The sequence below is a fragment of the Streptomyces sp. L500 genome (assembly GCF_054551825.1).
On sequence record NZ_JBTOLC010000008.1, the window covers coordinates 89,761 to 106,037 of the forward strand.

Consider the following 16,277-nt stretch of genomic DNA (forward strand, 5'->3'; position numbering starts at 1 on the left):
TGTGGGCAGCCACCGTACCCGGCGAGGCCGCCGATCAGTCGAGAAGGACGACCTCCACCTCGGCGCCCGCGTCCACGGACGTGGTGTCCTCGGGGACGACGATCAGGGCGTTGGCGTCGGCGAGGGCCTTGACCAGGTGGGAGCCCGCCCCACCGACCGGCGTGACCTCGCCGTCCGCGTACCGGCCGCGCAGGAACTGCCGCTTCCCCGCCGGGGAGGACTTCACCCCGTCCGCGCACACCGCCCGTACCGTCTCGCGGTCGGCGGGCGGGAGCCCCATCAGGGCGCGCAGCGCGGGCCGGACGAAGAGCTCGAAGGAGACGTACGAGCTGACGGGGTTGCCCGGCAGCGCGAAGAGGGGGACGCGGTCGGGGCCGACGCGGCCGAAGCCCTGGGGCTTGCCGGGCTGCATGGCCAGCCGCCGGAAGGAGACCTTCCCCTCCGTGCCGGTCAGCCCGGTCAGGGCCTCCTTGACCACGTCGTACGCGCCGACGCTGACGCCGCCGCTGGTGACGACGGCGTCGGCGCGCACGAGCTGGTCCTCCAGGGTGGCGCGGAAGACCACGGGGTCGTCGTCGACGGCGCCGACGCGGTAGGCGAGGGCGCCGGCGTCCCGGGCGCAGGCGGTGAGCATGAAGCTGTTGGAGTCGTGGATGCGGCCCTCGCCCAGGGGCTCGCCGGGCGGCACGAGCTCGCTGCCGGTGGAGAGCACGACGACGCGGGGGCGGGGCCGGACGGTCACGGTGGCGCGGCCGATGGCGGCCAGCAGCCCGAGCTGGGCGGGGCCGAGGACGGTACCGGCCCGGGCGGCGATCTCCCCGGCGGCGACGTCGCTGCCGCGGTCGCGGATGTGAGCGCGGGCGGCCACGGGGCGGTGGACGCGGACCTCGCCGAAGCCGTCGCCGTCCTCGGGGGCGTCCGCCCCGGCGGGGGCCATCGTCGTGGCCGGGCCCTCGCCGCTCTCGCCGTCGGTCCACTCGACGGGGACGACGGCCTCGGCGCCGGGCGGCAGCGGGGCGCCCGTCATGATCCGCACGGCCTCGCCGGGGCCCACGGGGGGCAGCTCGGCGCTGCCCGCCGCGATGTCGCCGACGACGGTGAGCACGGCGGGGAACTCCTCGCTCGCGCCCGCGACGTCGGCGGTCCGGACGGCGTAGCCGTCCATGGAACTGTTGTCGAAGGGGGGCAGGGCGGCGGGGACGACGACGTCCTCCACCAGCACACAGCCCTGCGCGTCCAGGAGTTGCAGCTCGATGGGCTCCAACGGGCGGATCTTCCCGAGGATGTCGTCGAGGTGCTCGTCCACGGACCAGACGCGGTCCCCTCCGGCGGCCGACCCGTCGTCCGTCACACTGCTCAAGTCGCTACATCTCCTCGGTGACATAACTCCGGAGCCAGGCCCGGAAGTCCGGTCCCAGATCCTCGCGCTCGCATGCCAGTCTGACAATGGCACGCAGATAGTCACCTCGGTCGCCGGTGTCGTAGCGGCGGCCCTTGAAGACGACGCCGTGCACGGGCCCGCCGAGGCCGGGCTCGGCGGCCAGGGCCTGGAGGGCGTCGGTGAGCTGGATCTCGCCGCCGCGGCCGGGCTCGGTCTCGCGCAGCACGTCGAAGACGGCGGGGTCGAGGACGTAGCGGCCGATCACCGCGTAGTTGCTGGGCGCCTCGGCGAGGGCGGGCTTCTCGATCAGGCCGGTGACCTCGACGACGTCCTCGACGTCGGTGGGCTTGACGGCCGCGCAGCCGTACATCCCGATCTGCGCGGGGTCGACCTCCATCAGCGCGATCACACTGCCGCCGTGCCGGCGCTGGATGTCGACCATGCGCGAGAGCAGCGGGTCGCGCGCGTCGATCAGGTCGTCGCCGAGCAGTACGGCGAAGGGCTCGTCGCCCACGTGCGGGGCGGCGCACAGCACGGCGTGGCCCAGGCCCCGGGGGTCGCCCTGGCGCACGTAGTGCATGGTGGCGAGATCGCTGGACTCCTGGACCTTCGCGAGGCGGGAGGCGTCGCCCTTGCGCCGCAGCGCCTCCTCGAGCTCGTAATTGCGGTCGAAGTGGTCCTCGAGGGGCCGCTTGTTACGGCCTGTGATCATCAGGACGTCCGACAAACCCGCGTGAACCGCTTCCTCCACCACGTACTGGATCGCCGGCTTGTCGACGACCGGCAGCATCTCCTTGGGGGTGGCCTTGGTGGCCGGGAGAAAACGGGTTCCGAGCCCGGCGGCAGGGATGACAGCCTTGCTGATCCGAGGGCGCGATTGAGTCATGGGCCGAACACTAACCGTTGGGACTGAGCGGAAGATGTGACTCCGCCGAGTATGACCCCAGACAGGAGAATGCCGAAACCATGTGTGCGTCAGCAGAGGTCCCCCGACCCGACAAGGCGGCGTTGCGGCGCGCCCTCCTGGCGGTGAGAGCCGGGCTGACCAGGGACGACGTCCGTGCGCACGAGGCCGGTCTGGGCCGGCGCGCCCTGGAGCTGCCGGAGCTGGCGGAGGCGCGGACGGTGGCGGCGTACGTGTCCGTCGGCACGGAGCCGGGCACCCGCGCGCTGCTGGACACGCTGCGTGACCGCGGGGTGCGGGTGCTGCTGCCGGTGCTGCTGCCGGACAACGATCTCGACTGGGGGCTCTACCGGGGCCCGGAGCACCTCGTGCGGGCGGGGCGCGGCCTGCTGGAGCCCGACGGGGAGCGGCTCGGCCCCGCGGCCGTCACCGGCGCCGACGCCGTGCTGCTGCCCGGGCTCGCCGTGGACGGGCGCGGGCTGCGGCTGGGGCGGGGCGGCGGCTCGTACGACCGGGTGCTGGCCCGGCTGGACCGCGCGGGGGCCGATCCCGCGCGGGTCGTGCTCCTCTACGACAACGAGGTGGTCGCGCGGGTCCCGGAGGAACCGCACGACCACCCCGTGCACGCGGTGATCACCCCTGCCGGGGTCCGCCGCTTCGGCTGAGCGCCCCGTCAGGGGCGCGAGGAACTGCGCGACCAGCCCCAGTCCACCCGCGGCCGCGAGACCGCGCTTCCGGCGGAGCGCCCGGCGCCCGGCACCGCCGGACCTGGCTCCCCGCCGGGAGGGCTCACGGCTTGAGCGTCAGCACCGCGTCCTTGCTCTTCTCGACGGCGTCCTTGCCGAAGGCCCACGGCAGGAGCTCGCCCTTGGCCCACTTGTCCGTCTGGTCGTAGTAGTGGGCGTTGTAGGCGTGGCCGGAGGCGCCGGTGAGGTTGATCCAGCGCGACTTGTCGAGGTCGCCGAGGTTGACGACCATCCGCATGGACGGCACCCAGACGACCCCGTAGCCGCCCGCCGCGTTCCAGCCGGCGGCGTTGACCGCCGCCTCGCCGCCCGCGAGGTTCCAGGGGCCCCGGTTGAGCATCCACCGGACGATGCCGGGGCCCTCCTTGCCGAGGGTCTGGTTCTTCAGGTTCAGCTGGTGCAGCCGGCCCCAGCTCCACTGGGTGACGTCCTTGCCGAGCTTGGACGTCAGCTCCCAGCGGGCGTCGATCATGGCCTTGGCCAGCAGCTGATCGCGGTTGGCGGCACCCGGGTTGGCGCGCGTCCCGTTGGTCTTCCACCACGCGTTGTCGGGCTTGTCGAGGATGTTGCGGACGACCTCGAACCAGCGGTCGCCACCGTCGGGCTGCGCGTTGTCGGGGTCGCGCTCGCCGCACTCGAGGACGAGGCGGGTGTTGCCGTCCAGGTCCTCCTGCGGGCCGGAGTCGTTCGCCGGGCGCACCCGCAGGCACTGGCCCTTGAGCCGCAGCTCCTTGGGGAGCTTGTTGCCGAAGGCGAGCTTGAGGGTGTTGCGCCACACCGCGTTGAAGTACGCGGCGGCCGCCGAGTCGGGCTCCTGGGTGTAGTCCCAGTCCTTCAGCAGCTTCTGCGCCTCGCGGACGTACTTCGTCTCGCGCTCGTTGGCACCCTTGACGTCGATCTTGAGCAGGTAGGGCGTCAGCAGCTTGCCGATCTCGCTGCTGTTGTCCATCTGCATCTTCTGCATGTCCTCCGTCGAGATCTTCCCGCCGTCCTTGATCTTCGACTGGATCATGTCGTTTATCCGCTGGCTGCGGGCGCCGTAGCCCCAGTCCTGCGTCAGGAGGTACGGGTAGCTCTTGTCGGCGACGGCCTGGTTGGCGGTGACGATGTAGCCGCGCTTGGGGTTGTAGTCGTACGGCAGCGCGGACTGCGGCACATAGTCGGTCCACTGGTAGGCCGGGTCCCAGCCGGGGGCGGGCAGCCGGCCGTCGGGCGTGGCGGGCTGCGCGCCGGGCTTGGCACCGTCCTTGGCGTCGATCTTGCCGTCGCCGTTGACGTCGGTCTTCGGCTCACCGGTGGCGCCGCCCTGCGCGGGGGTGCCGTTGACGCCACCCGTGCCGTTCCGGCCGGTGGTGCCGGCCTGGCCCGTCTCGCCGCCCTTGGCCGCGTCGACGCCCGCCTTGCCGCGGACCGGGATGCGGCCCGGGGCCTGGTAGCCGATGTTGCCCTTGGTGTCGGCGTAGATCAGGTTCTGCGAGGGGACGTCGAAGTCGGCCGCGGCCTTGCGGAAGGCGGCCCAGTCGCCCGCCTGGTCCAGCGCGAAGAGGGCGTCCATCGTCTTGCCCGGGTCCAGCGCGGTCCAGCGCAGCGCGACGGCGTAGCCCTCGGCGCGGTCCGGCGCCGGGTCCTGCACGGGCGCCTTCTCGCCGACCTTGACGAGCTCGTCGTTGCGGTCGGAGACGATCGGTCCGTTGTTGGTCTCGCGGACGGTGATCTCACGGCTCTTCTCGCCCGCGACCTTGATGGTCTCCTTGCGGGTGACGAAGGGCTTCTGCTTGCCGTCGTAGAGGTAGCTGTCGGCGGTGACCTTCTCCAGGTAGAGGTCGGAGACGTCGGCGCCGAGGTTGGTCATGCCCCAGGCGATGTCCTTGTTGTGGCCGATGACCACGCCGGGCATGCCCGCGAAGGTGTAGCCGGCCACGTCGAACGGGCACTGCTCGCCGGTGGTGTTGCAGTGGAGGCCCATCTGGTACCAGAGGGAGGGCATCTGCGGCGCGAGGTGGGGGTCGTTGGCCAGCAGCGGCTTTCCGGTCGTCGTGTACTGGCCGGAGACCACCCACGAGTTGGAGCCGATGCCGTTGCCGCTGGGGCCGAGCAGTGCCGGGATCTTCTCCAGGGAGCTCGACAGCGAGGCCAGGCTGCCGCGCAGGCCGTTCGCCGCGCCCGCGCCCCCGGCGGTCGCCGGGTTCTGCGCGCCGGCGGCCTGGGTGCCGCCGGTGACGGCGCCCTTGGGGTCGAAGGTCTTGGTGCCGTCGACCGCGCCGCCCTCGACGATCGGCTTGTTCCGGTCGTACGGGTACGCCGGGTACAGCTCGTCGATCTGCTGGGGGGTCAGCCGCGAGGACGCGAGGGAGCGGTCGATCTCGTCCTTCATGTTGCCGCGCAGGTCCCAGGCCATGGCCTTGAGCCAGGCGACGGAGTCGACCGGGGTCCAGGGCTCGGGCTTGTAGTCGTTCTGGAACTCGAGGGCGGCGTACTCGACGGACAGCGACTTGCCCTTGTGGTCCTTCAGGTAGGCGTTGACTCCGTCGGAGTAGGCCTGGAGCCACTTCTTGGTGGTCGCCGACAGCTTGGTGTCGTACTCCTGCTGCGCGACCTTGCGCCAGCCCATGGTGCGCAGGAAGGCGTCGGTCTCCACCTGGCCGGATCCGAACATCTCGGAGAGCCGTCCGGCCGTCAGATGACGGCGGACGTCCATCTCCCAGAAGCGGTCCTGCGCCTGGACGAAGCCCTGGGCGCGGAAGAGGTCCTCGGCCGAGTCGGCGTAGACCTGGGGAATGCCGTGGTCGTCGCGGACGACCTTCACCTGACCGGACAGGCCCTTGAGCTGAAGGGTTCCGTCGGTCTCGGGGAAGGAGGCGCGAACGGTGCTGACGCTCCAGTACGCGCCGAAGGAGACGCCCGCCACGAGCAGCAGCACGGTGGTGATCACGAGCAGGCGGGCGCGTCGCCCCTTCTTCTTTTTGCCGGGGCCGTTCTTGTTGGCGGGCATCGCTGTCCTTAGAGGGGCAGATGGTCCTGGGAATGCTGGAAGCAACCATAGGCGCAGGGCGCGGGAGACCCGGACGCGGTGCCGTGCCGACGGCATCCGGCCAGGCGCGGCCGTGCCGAAGAGGCGTTAAGAACCCGTAAAATATTAGATGAGGAAATTAACTTCCTCTGGACGCATCCCCCATTGCCCCCGCCCTCGCCGGGCCCCCAGGACAGGAGGAACGTTTCGGCCGCATCGTGAACACCCCGACGCCGTATGACGACGCCCGTGGAACACCTCGTGAAGGGACCGGCCCCTGACTGTCCACCACCTCAACGAACTCCTGCTGATCTGCTCGCTCGTGCTGCTCGTCGCGGTGGCGGCGGTCCGGATCTCCTCGCGCAGCGGGCTGCCCAGCCTGCTCCTCTACCTCGGCATGGGCGTCGCCATCGGCCAGGACGGCATCGGCGTCTCCTTCAATGACGTCGGCCTCACCCAGGTCATCGGCTACGCCGCGCTGGTCGTGATCCTCGCCGAGGGCGGTCTCGGCACGAAGTGGCACGAGATCAAGCCGGCGCTGCCCGCCGCGGCCGTGCTCTCCACCTTCGGCGTCGCGGTGAGCGTCGGTGTGACGGCCGCCGCCGCCCACTACCTGGCCGGCGTCGAATGGCGCCAGGCACTGATCATCGGCGCCGTGGTGTCCTCCACGGACGCGGCCGCCGTCTTCTCCGTCCTGCGGAACGTTCCGCTGCCCGGCCGGCTCACGGGTGTCCTGGAGGCCGAGTCCGGCTTCAACGACGCCCCCGTCGTCATCCTCGTCGTGGCCTTCTCGGCCGCCGGACCGGTCGACCACTGGTATCTGCTGCTGGGCAAGATCGCCCTGGAGCTGGTCATCGGCGCCGCCGCCGGCCTGCTGATAGGCATGGCGGGCGCCTACGGCCTGCGACACGTGGCACTGCCCGCCTCCGGCCTCTACCCGATCGCCGTCATGGCCATCGCCGTCACCGCCTACGCGGCCGGCGCGCTCGCCCACGGCTCGGGCTTCCTGGCCGTCTATCTCGCCGCCCTGATCCTCGGCAACGCCAAGCTGCCGCACTCGCCGGCCACCCGCGGCTTCGCCGAGGGGCTGGGCTGGATCGCCCAGATCGGCATGTTCGTCCTGCTCGGCCTGCTGGTCACCCCCCACGAGCTGGGCGGCGACATCGTGCCCGCGCTGGTGGTGGGCCTGGTGCTCACGATGGTGGCCCGCCCGCTGTCCGTGTTCCTGAGCACGGCGCCCTTCGGGACGCCCTGGCAGGAGAAGGCGCTGCTGTCCTGGGCGGGGCTGCGCGGCGCGGTGCCCATCGTGCTGGCGACCATCCCCATGGTCGCCGGGGTCCCCGACAGCCGCCGGATCTTCAACATCGTCTTCGTGCTGGTGATCGTCTACACGCTGGTGCAGGGCCCGACCCTGCCCTGGCTGGCCCGGCACCTGAAGCTGGGCGACGGCGAGGAGGCCCGGGACCTGGGCATCGAGTCGGCGCCCCTGGAGCGGCTGCGCGGGCATCTGCTGTCGGTCTCCGTGCCCGACGGTTCGCGGATGCATGGCGTGGAGGTGAGCGAGCTGCGGCTGCCCGCCGGGGCCGCCGTCACCCTGGTCGTCCGCGACGGCGCGAGCTTCGTGCCGGGCCCCGCGACCGTCCTGCGCCACGGCGACGAGCTGCTGGTGGTGGCCACCGACCCGGTGCGCGACGCGACCGAGCGACGACTGCGCGCGGTCGGCGAGGGCGGCAAGCTGGCCGGCTGGCTGGGCGCGGCCCCCACACCCCCGGAAAGTGCGGGGGCAAAGCGGCGAGCAAAGAAGGGTCTGGTGAAGAAGAGGTTGGTTAAGTAAGATATTCGACTATTCGCGTGCGTACCGGGAGTCCCCGGGAGTCCCTGATGGGCCTCACACGTCACGCGTGCAGACCCGAAAACATCGAACCAACTCTGCCTGACGCAGAGCTGGCGCGACCGCACGGCGGCCGTGGCCGCATGAGGCGGCCGGATCGGTATCTACCACGGTCCTGCGCGAGAGGACAGCTCTCGGCGCGCTCCGTGCGACGTTTTTCCCGTTCGTCCGGAGCGTGCTACCAGGCGGCGGAAAGGCCGGACCGTGGCAGCCACGGTCAATGACACCGACGGGGCCCGCGCCGGGTACGGCAGCCTGCTGCGCACGCGCGGCGCGCTGTCGTTCCTGCTCCCCGGGTTCCTGGCGCGCCAGCCGTTCGCGATGCTGACGATCGGCATCCTGCTGCTGGTCAACGACACCACCGGCTCCTACGGCACCGCGGGCACCGTCTCGGCGACGGCGGGCGTGGCCATGGCCCTGTTCGCCCCGCTGAGCGGCAAGCTCGCGGACCGCTTCGGACAGGCCGCCGTGCTCATGCCCGGCGTCGTCGTCCACGCCGCCGCGATCTCCCTGCTGACGGCGCTCGCGCTCTCGCACGCGCCCCTGTGGGCGCTGCTCGCGGCGGCCGTGCCGGCGGGCGCGTCGACCCCGCAGATCGGCCCGATGGTCCGGGCCCGCTGGGCGGCCAAGCTGGACGGCTCGCCGCTGATGCCGACGGCCGCGGCCTTCGAGTCGGTCACCGACGAGTTCACGTTCGTGATCGGCCCGGTGCTGGCCACCGCGCTGTGCACCGGTGTCCACCCGGCGGCCGGCCTGATCGCCGAGGCGGCCCTGACGCTGATCGGCGGCCTGGTCTTCGCCGCCCAGCGGCGTACGCAGCCCGTCCCGGCGGGCCGCACGGCCGCCGACGGCGGCACCGAGAGCGTCTCCGCGCTCTCCGTACCGGGTGTCCGGGTGCTGGCGATCACCATGCTCGGCATCGGCACGGTCTTCGGCGGCATGCAGGTCTCGATGACCGCCTTCACCAAGGAGCTCGGCGAGCCCGGCCTCAACGGTCTGATGTACGGCACGTTCGCGGCCGGAAACATGATCGCGGGCATCGTCTGCGGCGCCGTCGCCTGGAAGTCCAGCGCCCAGCGCCGGCTGCTGACCGCCTACCCGCTGCTGGTCCTGGCCACCACCCCGCTGTGGGCCGCGCACGCGCTGCCGCTGCTGGGCGCCGCGGGCCTGCTCGTGGGCCTGTGCATCGCGCCCTCGCTGATCACCGGCTACACGCTGGTCGAGAAGCTGGTCCCGGCGAGCGCCCGGACGGAGGCATTCACCTGGCTGACCGGCGCGGTCGGCCTGGGCCAGGCGGCCGGCGCCACCGTGGGCGGCCGGCTGATCGACGCCCACGGCGCGAGCACCGGTTTCCTGGTGCCGCTGGGCGGCACGGCGCTGGCGCTGGTGGTCCTGCTGGGGCTGCGCAAGGCGCTGACGCCGAAGGGCGAGTCGGTCGTCGCGGCACGTGGGGTCGGTCACCGTGAGCCCGTTTCGGTGGACTGACGAGCCGGAATACTGCACTATTGAGCGTCGTTAGCACTCATTGAGTGAGAGTGCCAGGAGGAACAAGTGCCGACTTACCAGTACCAGTGCACCGCGTGCGGCGAGGGCCTCGAAGCGGTGCAGAAGTTCACCGATGACGCCCTGACCGTGTGCCCGCAGTGCGACGGACGCCTCAAGAAGGTGTTCTCGGCGGTCGGCATCGTCTTCAAGGGCTCGGGCTTCTACCGGAACGACAGCCGTGGCGCGTCGTCCAGCAGCACCCCGGCGTCGAAGCCGACGTCTTCTTCCTCCACGTCGTCGTCCTCGTCTTCGTCCTCGTCGTCCTCCACGACGTCGAGCTCGTCGAGCACGACCAGCAGCAGCTCGGCCGCCTGACGCGCGCGCCCGTACACAGCTTCTCCACGGAGCCCGTCGCCCCTCTCCCGGGGACGGCGGGCTCCGTGGCGTGCGGGGACGGGGCGGTTAGGGTGAGCGCATGGCCGAGACCAGCAGCGCAGCGACGACCGCGAACACTGCGGGAACGACGAACACGGCGGAGATAGGGGTCATCGGGGGATCGGGGTTCTACTCCTTCCTCGACGACGTGACCGAGATCACGGTGGAGACGCCCTACGGGGCGCCGAGCGACTCGCTGTTCCTCGGCGAGCTGGCGGGCCGGAAGGTGGCCTTCCTGCCCCGTCACGGCCGCGAGCACCGCACTCCCCCGCACCGCATCAACTACCGGGCCAACCTCTGGGCCCTGCGCTCGGTGGGCGTCCGGCAGGTCCTGGGCCCGTGCGCGACGGGCGGCCTGCGGCCGGACTACGGGCCGGGCACCCTGCTCGTGCCGGACCAGCTCGTGGACCGTACGAAGTCCCGCGCCCAGACGTTCTTCGACGGGGAGCCGCTGCCCGACGGCTCGGTGCCCAACGTGGTCCACATGACCTTCGCCGACCCCTACTGCCCCGCCGGGCGCTCGGTGGCCCTCGGGGCGGCGCGCGGGCGCGGCTGGGAGCCGGTGGACGGCGGGACGATGGTCGTGATCGAGGGGCCGCGCTTCTCCACCCGGGCCGAATCGCGCTGGCACGCGGCGCAGGGCTGGTCGGTGGTCGGCATGACCGGTCACCCGGAGGCGGTCCTCGCCCGTGAGCTGGGGCTCTGCTACACGTCGATGGCGCTGGTCACGGACCTGGACGCGGGCGCGGAGGCCGGTGAGGGCGTCTCCCACGAGGAGGTGCTGCGGGTCTTCGGCGAGAACGTGGACCGGCTGCGCGAGGTGCTGTTCGACGCGGTGGGCGCGCTGCCGAAGACGGCGGACCGGGACTGCCTGTGCACGCGGGCGCACGATGGATGGGACCTGGGGATCGAGCTGCCGTAGGGGGGAGGGGGCGAGGGCGGGGGCTCTCCGGGGGGGGTGACGAAGTTGTCCACAACCGGCGAGTAGTCCACAGCCCTCAGCGGGATCGGCGCGGAACGGGGATCGTAGGGACCGTCAGTCGGCGCCCCTTCCTCCCTCCCCCGTCAGGCGGTGTTCCCATGTCCGCAGCACCCGCTCCTCGCCCCTTGGCCCCTGTTTCCCGCTCCCTCCCCGCGCCCTGGACCCCGCCGGGGCGCAGGGTGCCGATGTTCGCGCCGGTGCGTGTGGGGCGGCGCGGACGGCGCCGACGCACCCGGGCGCGGGTTTGCGGATTGGACAGACCAGCCAGACTCTCTCGTATGTTATGGAATCGGCCATTCCGGCATAGGTACGTACAGAGAGAGGTTGTTCGGTGAGCTCCGGGAACGATAAGAAAACAGGAGTCCTCGGGGGTTTCAAGGCCTTCCTGATGCGGGGCAACGTGATCGACCTCGCGGTCGCCGTCGTCATCGGAGCGGCGTTCACCAACATCGTGAACTCTGTGGTGAAGGGCGTCATCAACCCCGTCGTGGGTGCCTTCGGCACCAAGGACCTCGAACGCTACGCGTCCTGCATCAAGGGCCCCTGCACCCGTAACGCCGCGGGCGAGGTCACCAAGGGCGTCTACATCCAGTGGGGCTCGGTACTCAGCGCCACGCTGACGTTCCTGATCACGGCGGCGGTGGTCTACTTCCTGATGCTGCTGCCCATGAAGCGCTGGCAGGACCGCCAGGCCGCCAGGACCCCGGCGGAGACCAAGCCGGACGAGCCCACCGAGATCGAGCTGCTGGCCCAGATCCGCGACACCTTGATCGAACAGCGCCGAGGCCCGGGCACGGACTCGGTCCCGGCCCAACGCTAGTAGCGGGTCAGGCCCGCTGGGCGGCGACCCGGACCCCTCGGATCAGATGTGGTGGGGCGGCTTCTCGTCCAGGAAGCGGGCCAGGTCGGCGGCGCTGCCGCCGGTGGCCGGGCGGTCGCCCCAGCCGCGGTCGGTGTCGTCGGAGGACTGCCGGTCCAGCGGGTCGTCGAAGATCAGCGCGGCGGCCGGGGACACGGGGTCACGGCGGGGCGCGGGCTCAGGGGCGGTGCTCATGCGTCCAGGGTACGGGCGCCCCCCGGCCGGAAGGCCGCGAGCCGACGAGACCACCGGCCACCCGGGACCCGGCACTCGGCACTTGCCGTTCGGCGCGCGGCGGGCCCGTACGGCGGTGACAATCGTCCCATGAGCGACGAGGAGCCGCACGGGGAGCCGCCGCCGCCCGCCCGCCACTCCGGCGTCCTGCGCCGGATGACCGCGCGCGGGCGGGACGAGGAGCACCGGGCCGCGACACCCCTCGAGCTCTTCTTCGACCTGTGCTTCGTCGTCGCGGTCGCCCAGGCCGGCAGACAACTGGTCCACGCGCTCGCCGAAGGGCACCCAGGACACGGCATTCCTGGCTATCTCATGCTTTTCTTCGCAGTGTGGTGGGCCTGGGTCAACTTCAGCTGGTTCTCCTCCGCCTACGACACGGACGACGTCGTGTACCGCGTCGTCACGCTCGTCCAGATCGCGGGCGTGCTGATCCTGGCGGCGGGCATCCCCCGCGCCTTCGACGAGGCGAACTACACGGCCGTCTGGCTCGGCTACGCCGTGATGCGGCTCGCGCTCGTCTCGCAATGGCTGCGGGCCGCGCACTCCTCCGCCGGGGCGGAGCGGCGCACGGCGCTCAAGTACGCCGTCGGCGTCTGCCTGTGCCAGGTCGGCTGGCTGGGGCTGCTCCTGCTGCCGGACCGGGCCAAGCCCTGGGTGTTCCTGGTGATGGCGATCGCCGAGATGGCTGTGCCCGCGATCGCGGAGAGGCGACAGCAGACCGCCTGGCATCCGCACCACATCGCCGAGCGCTACGGCCTGTTCACGATCATCGTGCTGGGTGAGACGGTGTCGGCCGCCACGGTCGCCGTCCAGTCCGCGCTGGACGAGCACGAGGCGGTGGGGGAACTGCTGCCGATCGCGAGCGGCGGCCTGCTGTTGATCTTCGCGGCCTACTGGATCTACTTCGCCGTGCCCATCCACCTCCACCTGGCGTCCAACCGCCAGGCGTTCCTGTGGGGCTATGGCCACTATCTGGTCCTCGGCTCGGCGGCGGCCATCGGCGCGGGCATCGAGGTGGCGGTCGAGGAGTCGGTGGGCAAGGCGCACATCTCCACGTTCGCGGCGTCGGCCTGTGTCACCGTTCCCGCCGCCCTGTTCATGTTCTGCGTCTGGCTCATCCACTCCCGTCACTACAAGCGCGGCACGGCCCAGCAGCTGGTCCTGCCGGTGTCGGCGCTGGCCGTTCTCGCCTGCACGTTCGCGGGCGGGGCGGCGGTGCTGCTGGCGGGCCTGGTCGGGGTGGCGACAGTGGCCGTAGGGGTGACGCTCTTCACGCGCAACCCGCCAGACCCCGAGCTGTCACCTCAACACAGCTGACTCCTCCATATTCTGACGGTCCGTGATACGGATGCCGTATGACTGACGCTCGTCTCACGCCCACACCCGGACCCCAGGACGCCCTCACCGATGTCCACGGCCTCCACGTGGGTCACGCCCACCGCAGGGGTGACGGCGCCCTCACCGGCACCACGGTCGTCCTCACCGCGCCCGGCCTCGGTGGCGCCGTCGCCGCCGTGGACGTCCGCGGCGGCGGGCCGGGCACCCGGGAGACCGACGCCCTGGACCCCCGCAATCTCGTCCAGCGCGTCGAGGCCGTCGTCCTGACCGGCGGCAGCGCCTTCGGCCTGGACGCGGCGTCCGGTGTCATGGCGTATCTGGAGGACGCGGGCCGGGGCTTCCGGGTGGGGCCGGATCCGGCGCAGGTCGTCCCGGTGGTCCCGGCGGCCGCCCTGTTCGACCTCGGCCGGGGCGGCGACTGGCGGGCCCGTCCGGACGCCGCGCTGGGCCGGGAGGCCGCCGAGGCGGCGGCCCGTACGGCACCGGGGGCGCCCGTCGCCCTGGGCACGGTCGGCGCGGGCACCGGCGCGGTGGCGGGCGGGCTCAAGGGCGGCATCGGCACCGCCGGCGTGGTCCTCTCCTCCGGGGTGACGGTCGCCGCGATCGCCGCTGTCAACGCGGCGGGTTCCGTGGCCGACCCGGCGACGGGCGTGCTCTACGGGCGGCTGTACGAGGGCCGGCCCGTCGCCTATCCCTCCCCCGAGCGCCACCGGGCGGCCCAGGAGGCCCTGGCGGCGGCGCGGCAGGAGTCGGCCCGGCGCTGGGCGGGTTCCGTACGTCCCCCGCTCAACACCACCATCGCCGTCGTCGCCACCGACGCCGCCCTGACCCGCGCCCAGGCCCAGAAGCTCGCGGGCACCGCCCACGACGGCCTGGCCCGCGCGGTCCGCCCGGTCCATCTGCTGACCGACGGCGACACGGTCTTCGCCCTGGCCACGGGCGCCCGCCCGCTGCCGGTGGAGGAGCACCTGCCCGGCAGCGCGGATTTCTCGGCGGGTGCGGTCAACGAGATCCTCGCCGCCGGTGCGGATGTCCTGACCCGCAGCGTGGTCAGGGCCGTCCTCTCGGCGGAGGGCGTAGACGGCCCAGGCGGCGTCTTCCCCGCCTACCGCGACCTGTACGGCCCGGACGCCTGACCGCCGTCGGGGCTTCCCACGCCTGACGGCGCGGGTTTCGCCCACCCACCCGCCCGATTACCCGGAACGGGACCCACGAGGTAGTAACGGAAGGGGGCGGGGTGGGGTGGATGGGCCCTGGTAGGGGCGTAAAGAGCTCTTCGCCGCTGGAGCCAAGGACGGGGCAACCGTCACCAAAGTGGCAGGCACCGCGAAGAGCTCAGCCCCGTAAGGGCCCGTCCACCCCACCCCGCCCCCGGCCTACACGGCGGCCCGCTCCTTGTGCGACGCGACCGCCTCGCCACCCTGCGCGGGCAGCGCCGACCCGGCCGCAGGAGCCACGGCCTTGCGCGGCAGCGCGAACATCAGGGCAAGCACCACGCCCAGGACCGCCGCCACCCACCACATGCCGTGCCGGAACGCCGCCCCGAACGCCTCACCCGCGCGCCCGCGAGCCACCTCGCCCTCGTCGAGGGCGTTGAAGAAGACGACCGACACCAGGCCCAGCCCCACCGCGTTGCCCAGCTGCTGCGTGGTGTTTATCAGGCCGGACGCCGAGCCCGAGTGCTCACGCGGCACCCCGGCGATGACGGTCTCGGTGAGCGGGGCGACGATCAGGCCCATGCCGAGGCCCATGACGGTCAGCGGGAGGGCCATCTGCCAGGGGTGGATGCCCGTCCCGAAGTGCTCGGCCTCCCAGATGTAGAGCAGGACGCCCGCCATCATCGACAGCGCGCCGGCCTGCAGCACCTTCCGCCCGAAGCGGGGGACGAGCTTCTGCACGGAGAGGCCCGCCGCCACCGACACGGCGATGGAGAAGGGGATGCCGGTCAGGCCCGCCCGCAGCGGGCTCCAGCCGAGCCCGATCTGCATGTAGAGGGTCCAGATCAGGAAGAAGACACCGCAGGCGACACCGAAGGCGACCTCGACGCCGATGCCCGCCGCGAAGCTCTTGACCTTGAACAGCGACAGCTCGACCAGCGGCGAGCCGTCCTTCCGCGACTTGTGGCGCTCGTAGACGACGAAGAGGACGAAGACGACCGCGCTCCCGGCCATGCAGAGGAAGCCCCACAGCGGCCAGCCCAGCTCGCGGCCCTGCGTCAGCGGGTAGAGCAGCATCAGCAGCCCGCCGGTGGCGAGGACGACGCCCACCAGGTCCAGCTTGAGCGCCTGGGGCGCGCGGGACTCGGAGATGTAGCGGCGGCCCATGATCAGGCCGGCGATGCCCACGGGCAGGTTGACCAGGAAGATCGGCCGCCACTCCAGGCCGAAGAGGTTCCACTGGGTGAGCAGCGCGCCGAGGATGGGCCCGGAGACCGCGCCCAGGCCGACGACGGCGCCGAACATGCCGAAGACCTTGCCGCGCTCGTGGGCGGGGAAGGTGGCGTGGACGATCGCCAGCACCTGCGGCACCATCAGCGCGGCCGTGGCGCCCTGGAGGACGCGCGCGGCGACGAGGAGGTGCGGGTCGCCCGCGACGCCGCAGAGCATCGAGGCGAGGGTGAAGCCGCCCATGCCGAGGAGGAACACACGACGGCGCCCGTATATGTCGCCGAGGCGGCCACCGGTGATCAGTCCGGCGGCGAAGGCGAGGGCGTAGCCCTCGGTGATCCACTGGAGGATGCTGAAGGAGGCGCCGATGTCCTTCTGGATGCTCGGCATGGCGATGTTGACGATGGTGACGTCCACCAGGTCCATGAAGGAGGCGGTCATCACCACGGCGAGCGCCAGCCAGCGGCGGCGGTCCGCGGTCGCGTCGGGGTCGGCCCCGGCGGGGGCGGTCGCGTCGGGGGAGGCCCCGGCGGCGGGCGGGTCGGTGGTGGCGGTGCTGGTCACAGGGGTCTTGCCTTTCCTCTTCCTGCGCGCCGGATCGTTTCCCTCACCCGGTGCGCCCACC

Annotated in this window: 13 protein-coding genes; 8 read left to right on the forward strand and 5 right to left on the reverse strand. The window is 72.0% G+C overall.

Annotated features, from left to right (window positions below; all coding sequences use genetic code 11):
• Nucleotides 1-34: 34 nt before the first annotated feature.
• Nucleotides 35-1,384: a molybdotransferase-like divisome protein Glp gene (glp, locus tag ACX9I7_RS11025; protein WP_459387182.1), complete on the reverse strand. Its 1,350-nt coding sequence runs from the start codon at nucleotides 1,382-1,384 to the stop codon at nucleotides 35-37.
• Complete coding sequence (gene galU, locus ACX9I7_RS11030; RefSeq protein WP_189454562.1) at nucleotides 1,365-2,267, reverse strand: UTP--glucose-1-phosphate uridylyltransferase GalU; 903 nt, start codon at nucleotides 2,265-2,267, stop codon at nucleotides 1,365-1,367. Before galU ends, glp begins: the two co-directional genes overlap by 20 nt.
• 80 nt (nucleotides 2,268-2,347) lie before the next feature.
• Between galU and ACX9I7_RS11035 the strand changes: the two genes are divergently transcribed.
• A complete protein-coding gene (locus ACX9I7_RS11035) occupies nucleotides 2,348-2,950 on the forward strand; it encodes a 5-formyltetrahydrofolate cyclo-ligase (RefSeq protein ID WP_387568795.1) in 603 nt (200 codons plus the stop codon).
• A gap of 124 nt (nucleotides 2,951-3,074) precedes the next feature.
• Here the strand turns inward: ACX9I7_RS11035 and ACX9I7_RS11040 are convergent, their stop codons facing one another.
• Nucleotides 3,075-6,023, reverse strand: a complete 2,949-nt coding sequence (locus tag ACX9I7_RS11040; RefSeq protein WP_459387183.1) for a penicillin acylase family protein — start codon at nucleotides 6,021-6,023, stop codon at nucleotides 3,075-3,077.
• Between the two features lie 340 nt (nucleotides 6,024-6,363).
• Between ACX9I7_RS11040 and ACX9I7_RS11045 the strand changes: the two genes are divergently transcribed.
• The 5 genes from ACX9I7_RS11045 to ACX9I7_RS11065 all read left to right on the forward strand — a co-directional run bounded on the left by ACX9I7_RS11045 (nucleotide 6,364) and on the right by ACX9I7_RS11065 (nucleotide 11,654).
• Nucleotides 6,364-7,875: a potassium/proton antiporter gene (locus tag ACX9I7_RS11045; RefSeq protein WP_387568800.1), complete on the forward strand. Its 1,512-nt coding sequence runs from the start codon at nucleotides 6,364-6,366 to the stop codon at nucleotides 7,873-7,875.
• 261 nt (nucleotides 7,876-8,136) lie between these two features.
• On the forward strand, nucleotides 8,137-9,417 hold the full coding sequence (locus ACX9I7_RS11050) for an MFS transporter (protein WP_387568803.1): 1,281 nt from the start codon (nucleotides 8,137-8,139) through the stop codon (nucleotides 9,415-9,417).
• Nucleotides 9,418-9,483: 66 nt separating this feature from the next.
• On the forward strand, nucleotides 9,484-9,792 hold the full coding sequence (locus ACX9I7_RS11055; protein WP_459387184.1) for an FmdB family zinc ribbon protein: 309 nt from the start codon (nucleotides 9,484-9,486) through the stop codon (nucleotides 9,790-9,792).
• Nucleotides 9,793-9,892: 100 nt separating this feature from the next.
• Complete coding sequence (locus ACX9I7_RS11060) at nucleotides 9,893-10,774, forward strand: S-methyl-5'-thioadenosine phosphorylase (RefSeq protein ID WP_387568808.1); 882 nt, start codon at nucleotides 9,893-9,895, stop codon at nucleotides 10,772-10,774.
• Nucleotides 10,775-11,222: 448 nt separating this feature from the next.
• Nucleotides 11,223-11,654 (forward strand): MscL family protein, encoded by a 432-nt coding sequence (locus tag ACX9I7_RS11065; RefSeq protein ID WP_189454574.1) that lies wholly within the window; start codon nucleotides 11,223-11,225, stop codon nucleotides 11,652-11,654.
• Nucleotides 11,655-11,696: 42 nt separating this feature from the next.
• On the opposite strand, the gene ACX9I7_RS11070 is transcribed toward ACX9I7_RS11065, so the two are convergent.
• Nucleotides 11,697-11,888 carry a hypothetical protein gene (locus tag ACX9I7_RS11070; RefSeq protein ID WP_358625798.1) on the reverse strand — a complete coding sequence of 64 codons (192 nt, stop codon included), beginning with the start codon at nucleotides 11,886-11,888 and terminating at the stop codon, nucleotides 11,697-11,699.
• 129 nt (nucleotides 11,889-12,017) lie between these two features.
• Between ACX9I7_RS11070 and ACX9I7_RS11075 the strand changes: the two genes are divergently transcribed.
• Both ACX9I7_RS11075 and ACX9I7_RS11080 read left to right on the forward strand, forming a co-directional pair.
• Nucleotides 12,018-13,244 (forward strand): low temperature requirement protein A, encoded by a 1,227-nt coding sequence (locus ACX9I7_RS11075; RefSeq protein ID WP_459387185.1) that lies wholly within the window; start codon nucleotides 12,018-12,020, stop codon nucleotides 13,242-13,244.
• A gap of 38 nt (nucleotides 13,245-13,282) precedes the next feature.
• Nucleotides 13,283-14,401 carry a P1 family peptidase gene (locus ACX9I7_RS11080; RefSeq protein ID WP_459387186.1) on the forward strand — a complete coding sequence of 373 codons (1,119 nt, stop codon included), beginning with the start codon at nucleotides 13,283-13,285 and terminating at the stop codon, nucleotides 14,399-14,401.
• A 240-nt stretch (nucleotides 14,402-14,641) separates the two neighbouring features.
• On the opposite strand, the gene ACX9I7_RS11085 is transcribed toward ACX9I7_RS11080, so the two are convergent.
• Nucleotides 14,642-16,216, reverse strand: a complete 1,575-nt coding sequence (locus ACX9I7_RS11085) for an MFS transporter (RefSeq protein ID WP_459387187.1) — start codon at nucleotides 16,214-16,216, stop codon at nucleotides 14,642-14,644.
• Nucleotides 16,217-16,277: the final 61 nt, after the last annotated feature.

Bases quoted from the DNA above. Each gene is read 5' to 3' on its own strand.
- glp (WP_459387182.1), bottom strand. From the start codon at position 1,384: ATGTCACCGAGGAGATGTAGCGACTTGAGCAGTGTGACGGACGACGGG.
- galU (WP_189454562.1), bottom strand. From the start codon at position 2,267: ATGACTCAATCGCGCCCTCGGATCAGCAAGGCTGTCATCCCTGCCGCC.
- ACX9I7_RS11080 (WP_459387186.1), top strand. From the start codon at position 13,283: ATGACTGACGCTCGTCTCACGCCCACACCCGGACCCCAGGACGCCCTC.
- ACX9I7_RS11065 (WP_189454574.1), top strand. From the start codon at position 11,223: ATGCGGGGCAACGTGATCGACCTCGCGGTCGCCGTCGTCATCGGAGCG.
- ACX9I7_RS11035 (WP_387568795.1), top strand. From the start codon at position 2,348: ATGTGTGCGTCAGCAGAGGTCCCCCGACCCGACAAGGCGGCGTTGCGG.
- ACX9I7_RS11070 (WP_358625798.1), bottom strand. From the start codon at position 11,888: ATGAGCACCGCCCCTGAGCCCGCGCCCCGCCGTGACCCCGTGTCCCCG.
- ACX9I7_RS11075 (WP_459387185.1), top strand. From the start codon at position 12,018: ATGAGCGACGAGGAGCCGCACGGGGAGCCGCCGCCGCCCGCCCGCCAC.
- ACX9I7_RS11060 (WP_387568808.1), top strand. From the start codon at position 9,893: ATGGCCGAGACCAGCAGCGCAGCGACGACCGCGAACACTGCGGGAACG.
- ACX9I7_RS11040 (WP_459387183.1), bottom strand. From the start codon at position 6,023: ATGCCCGCCAACAAGAACGGCCCCGGCAAAAAGAAGAAGGGGCGACGC.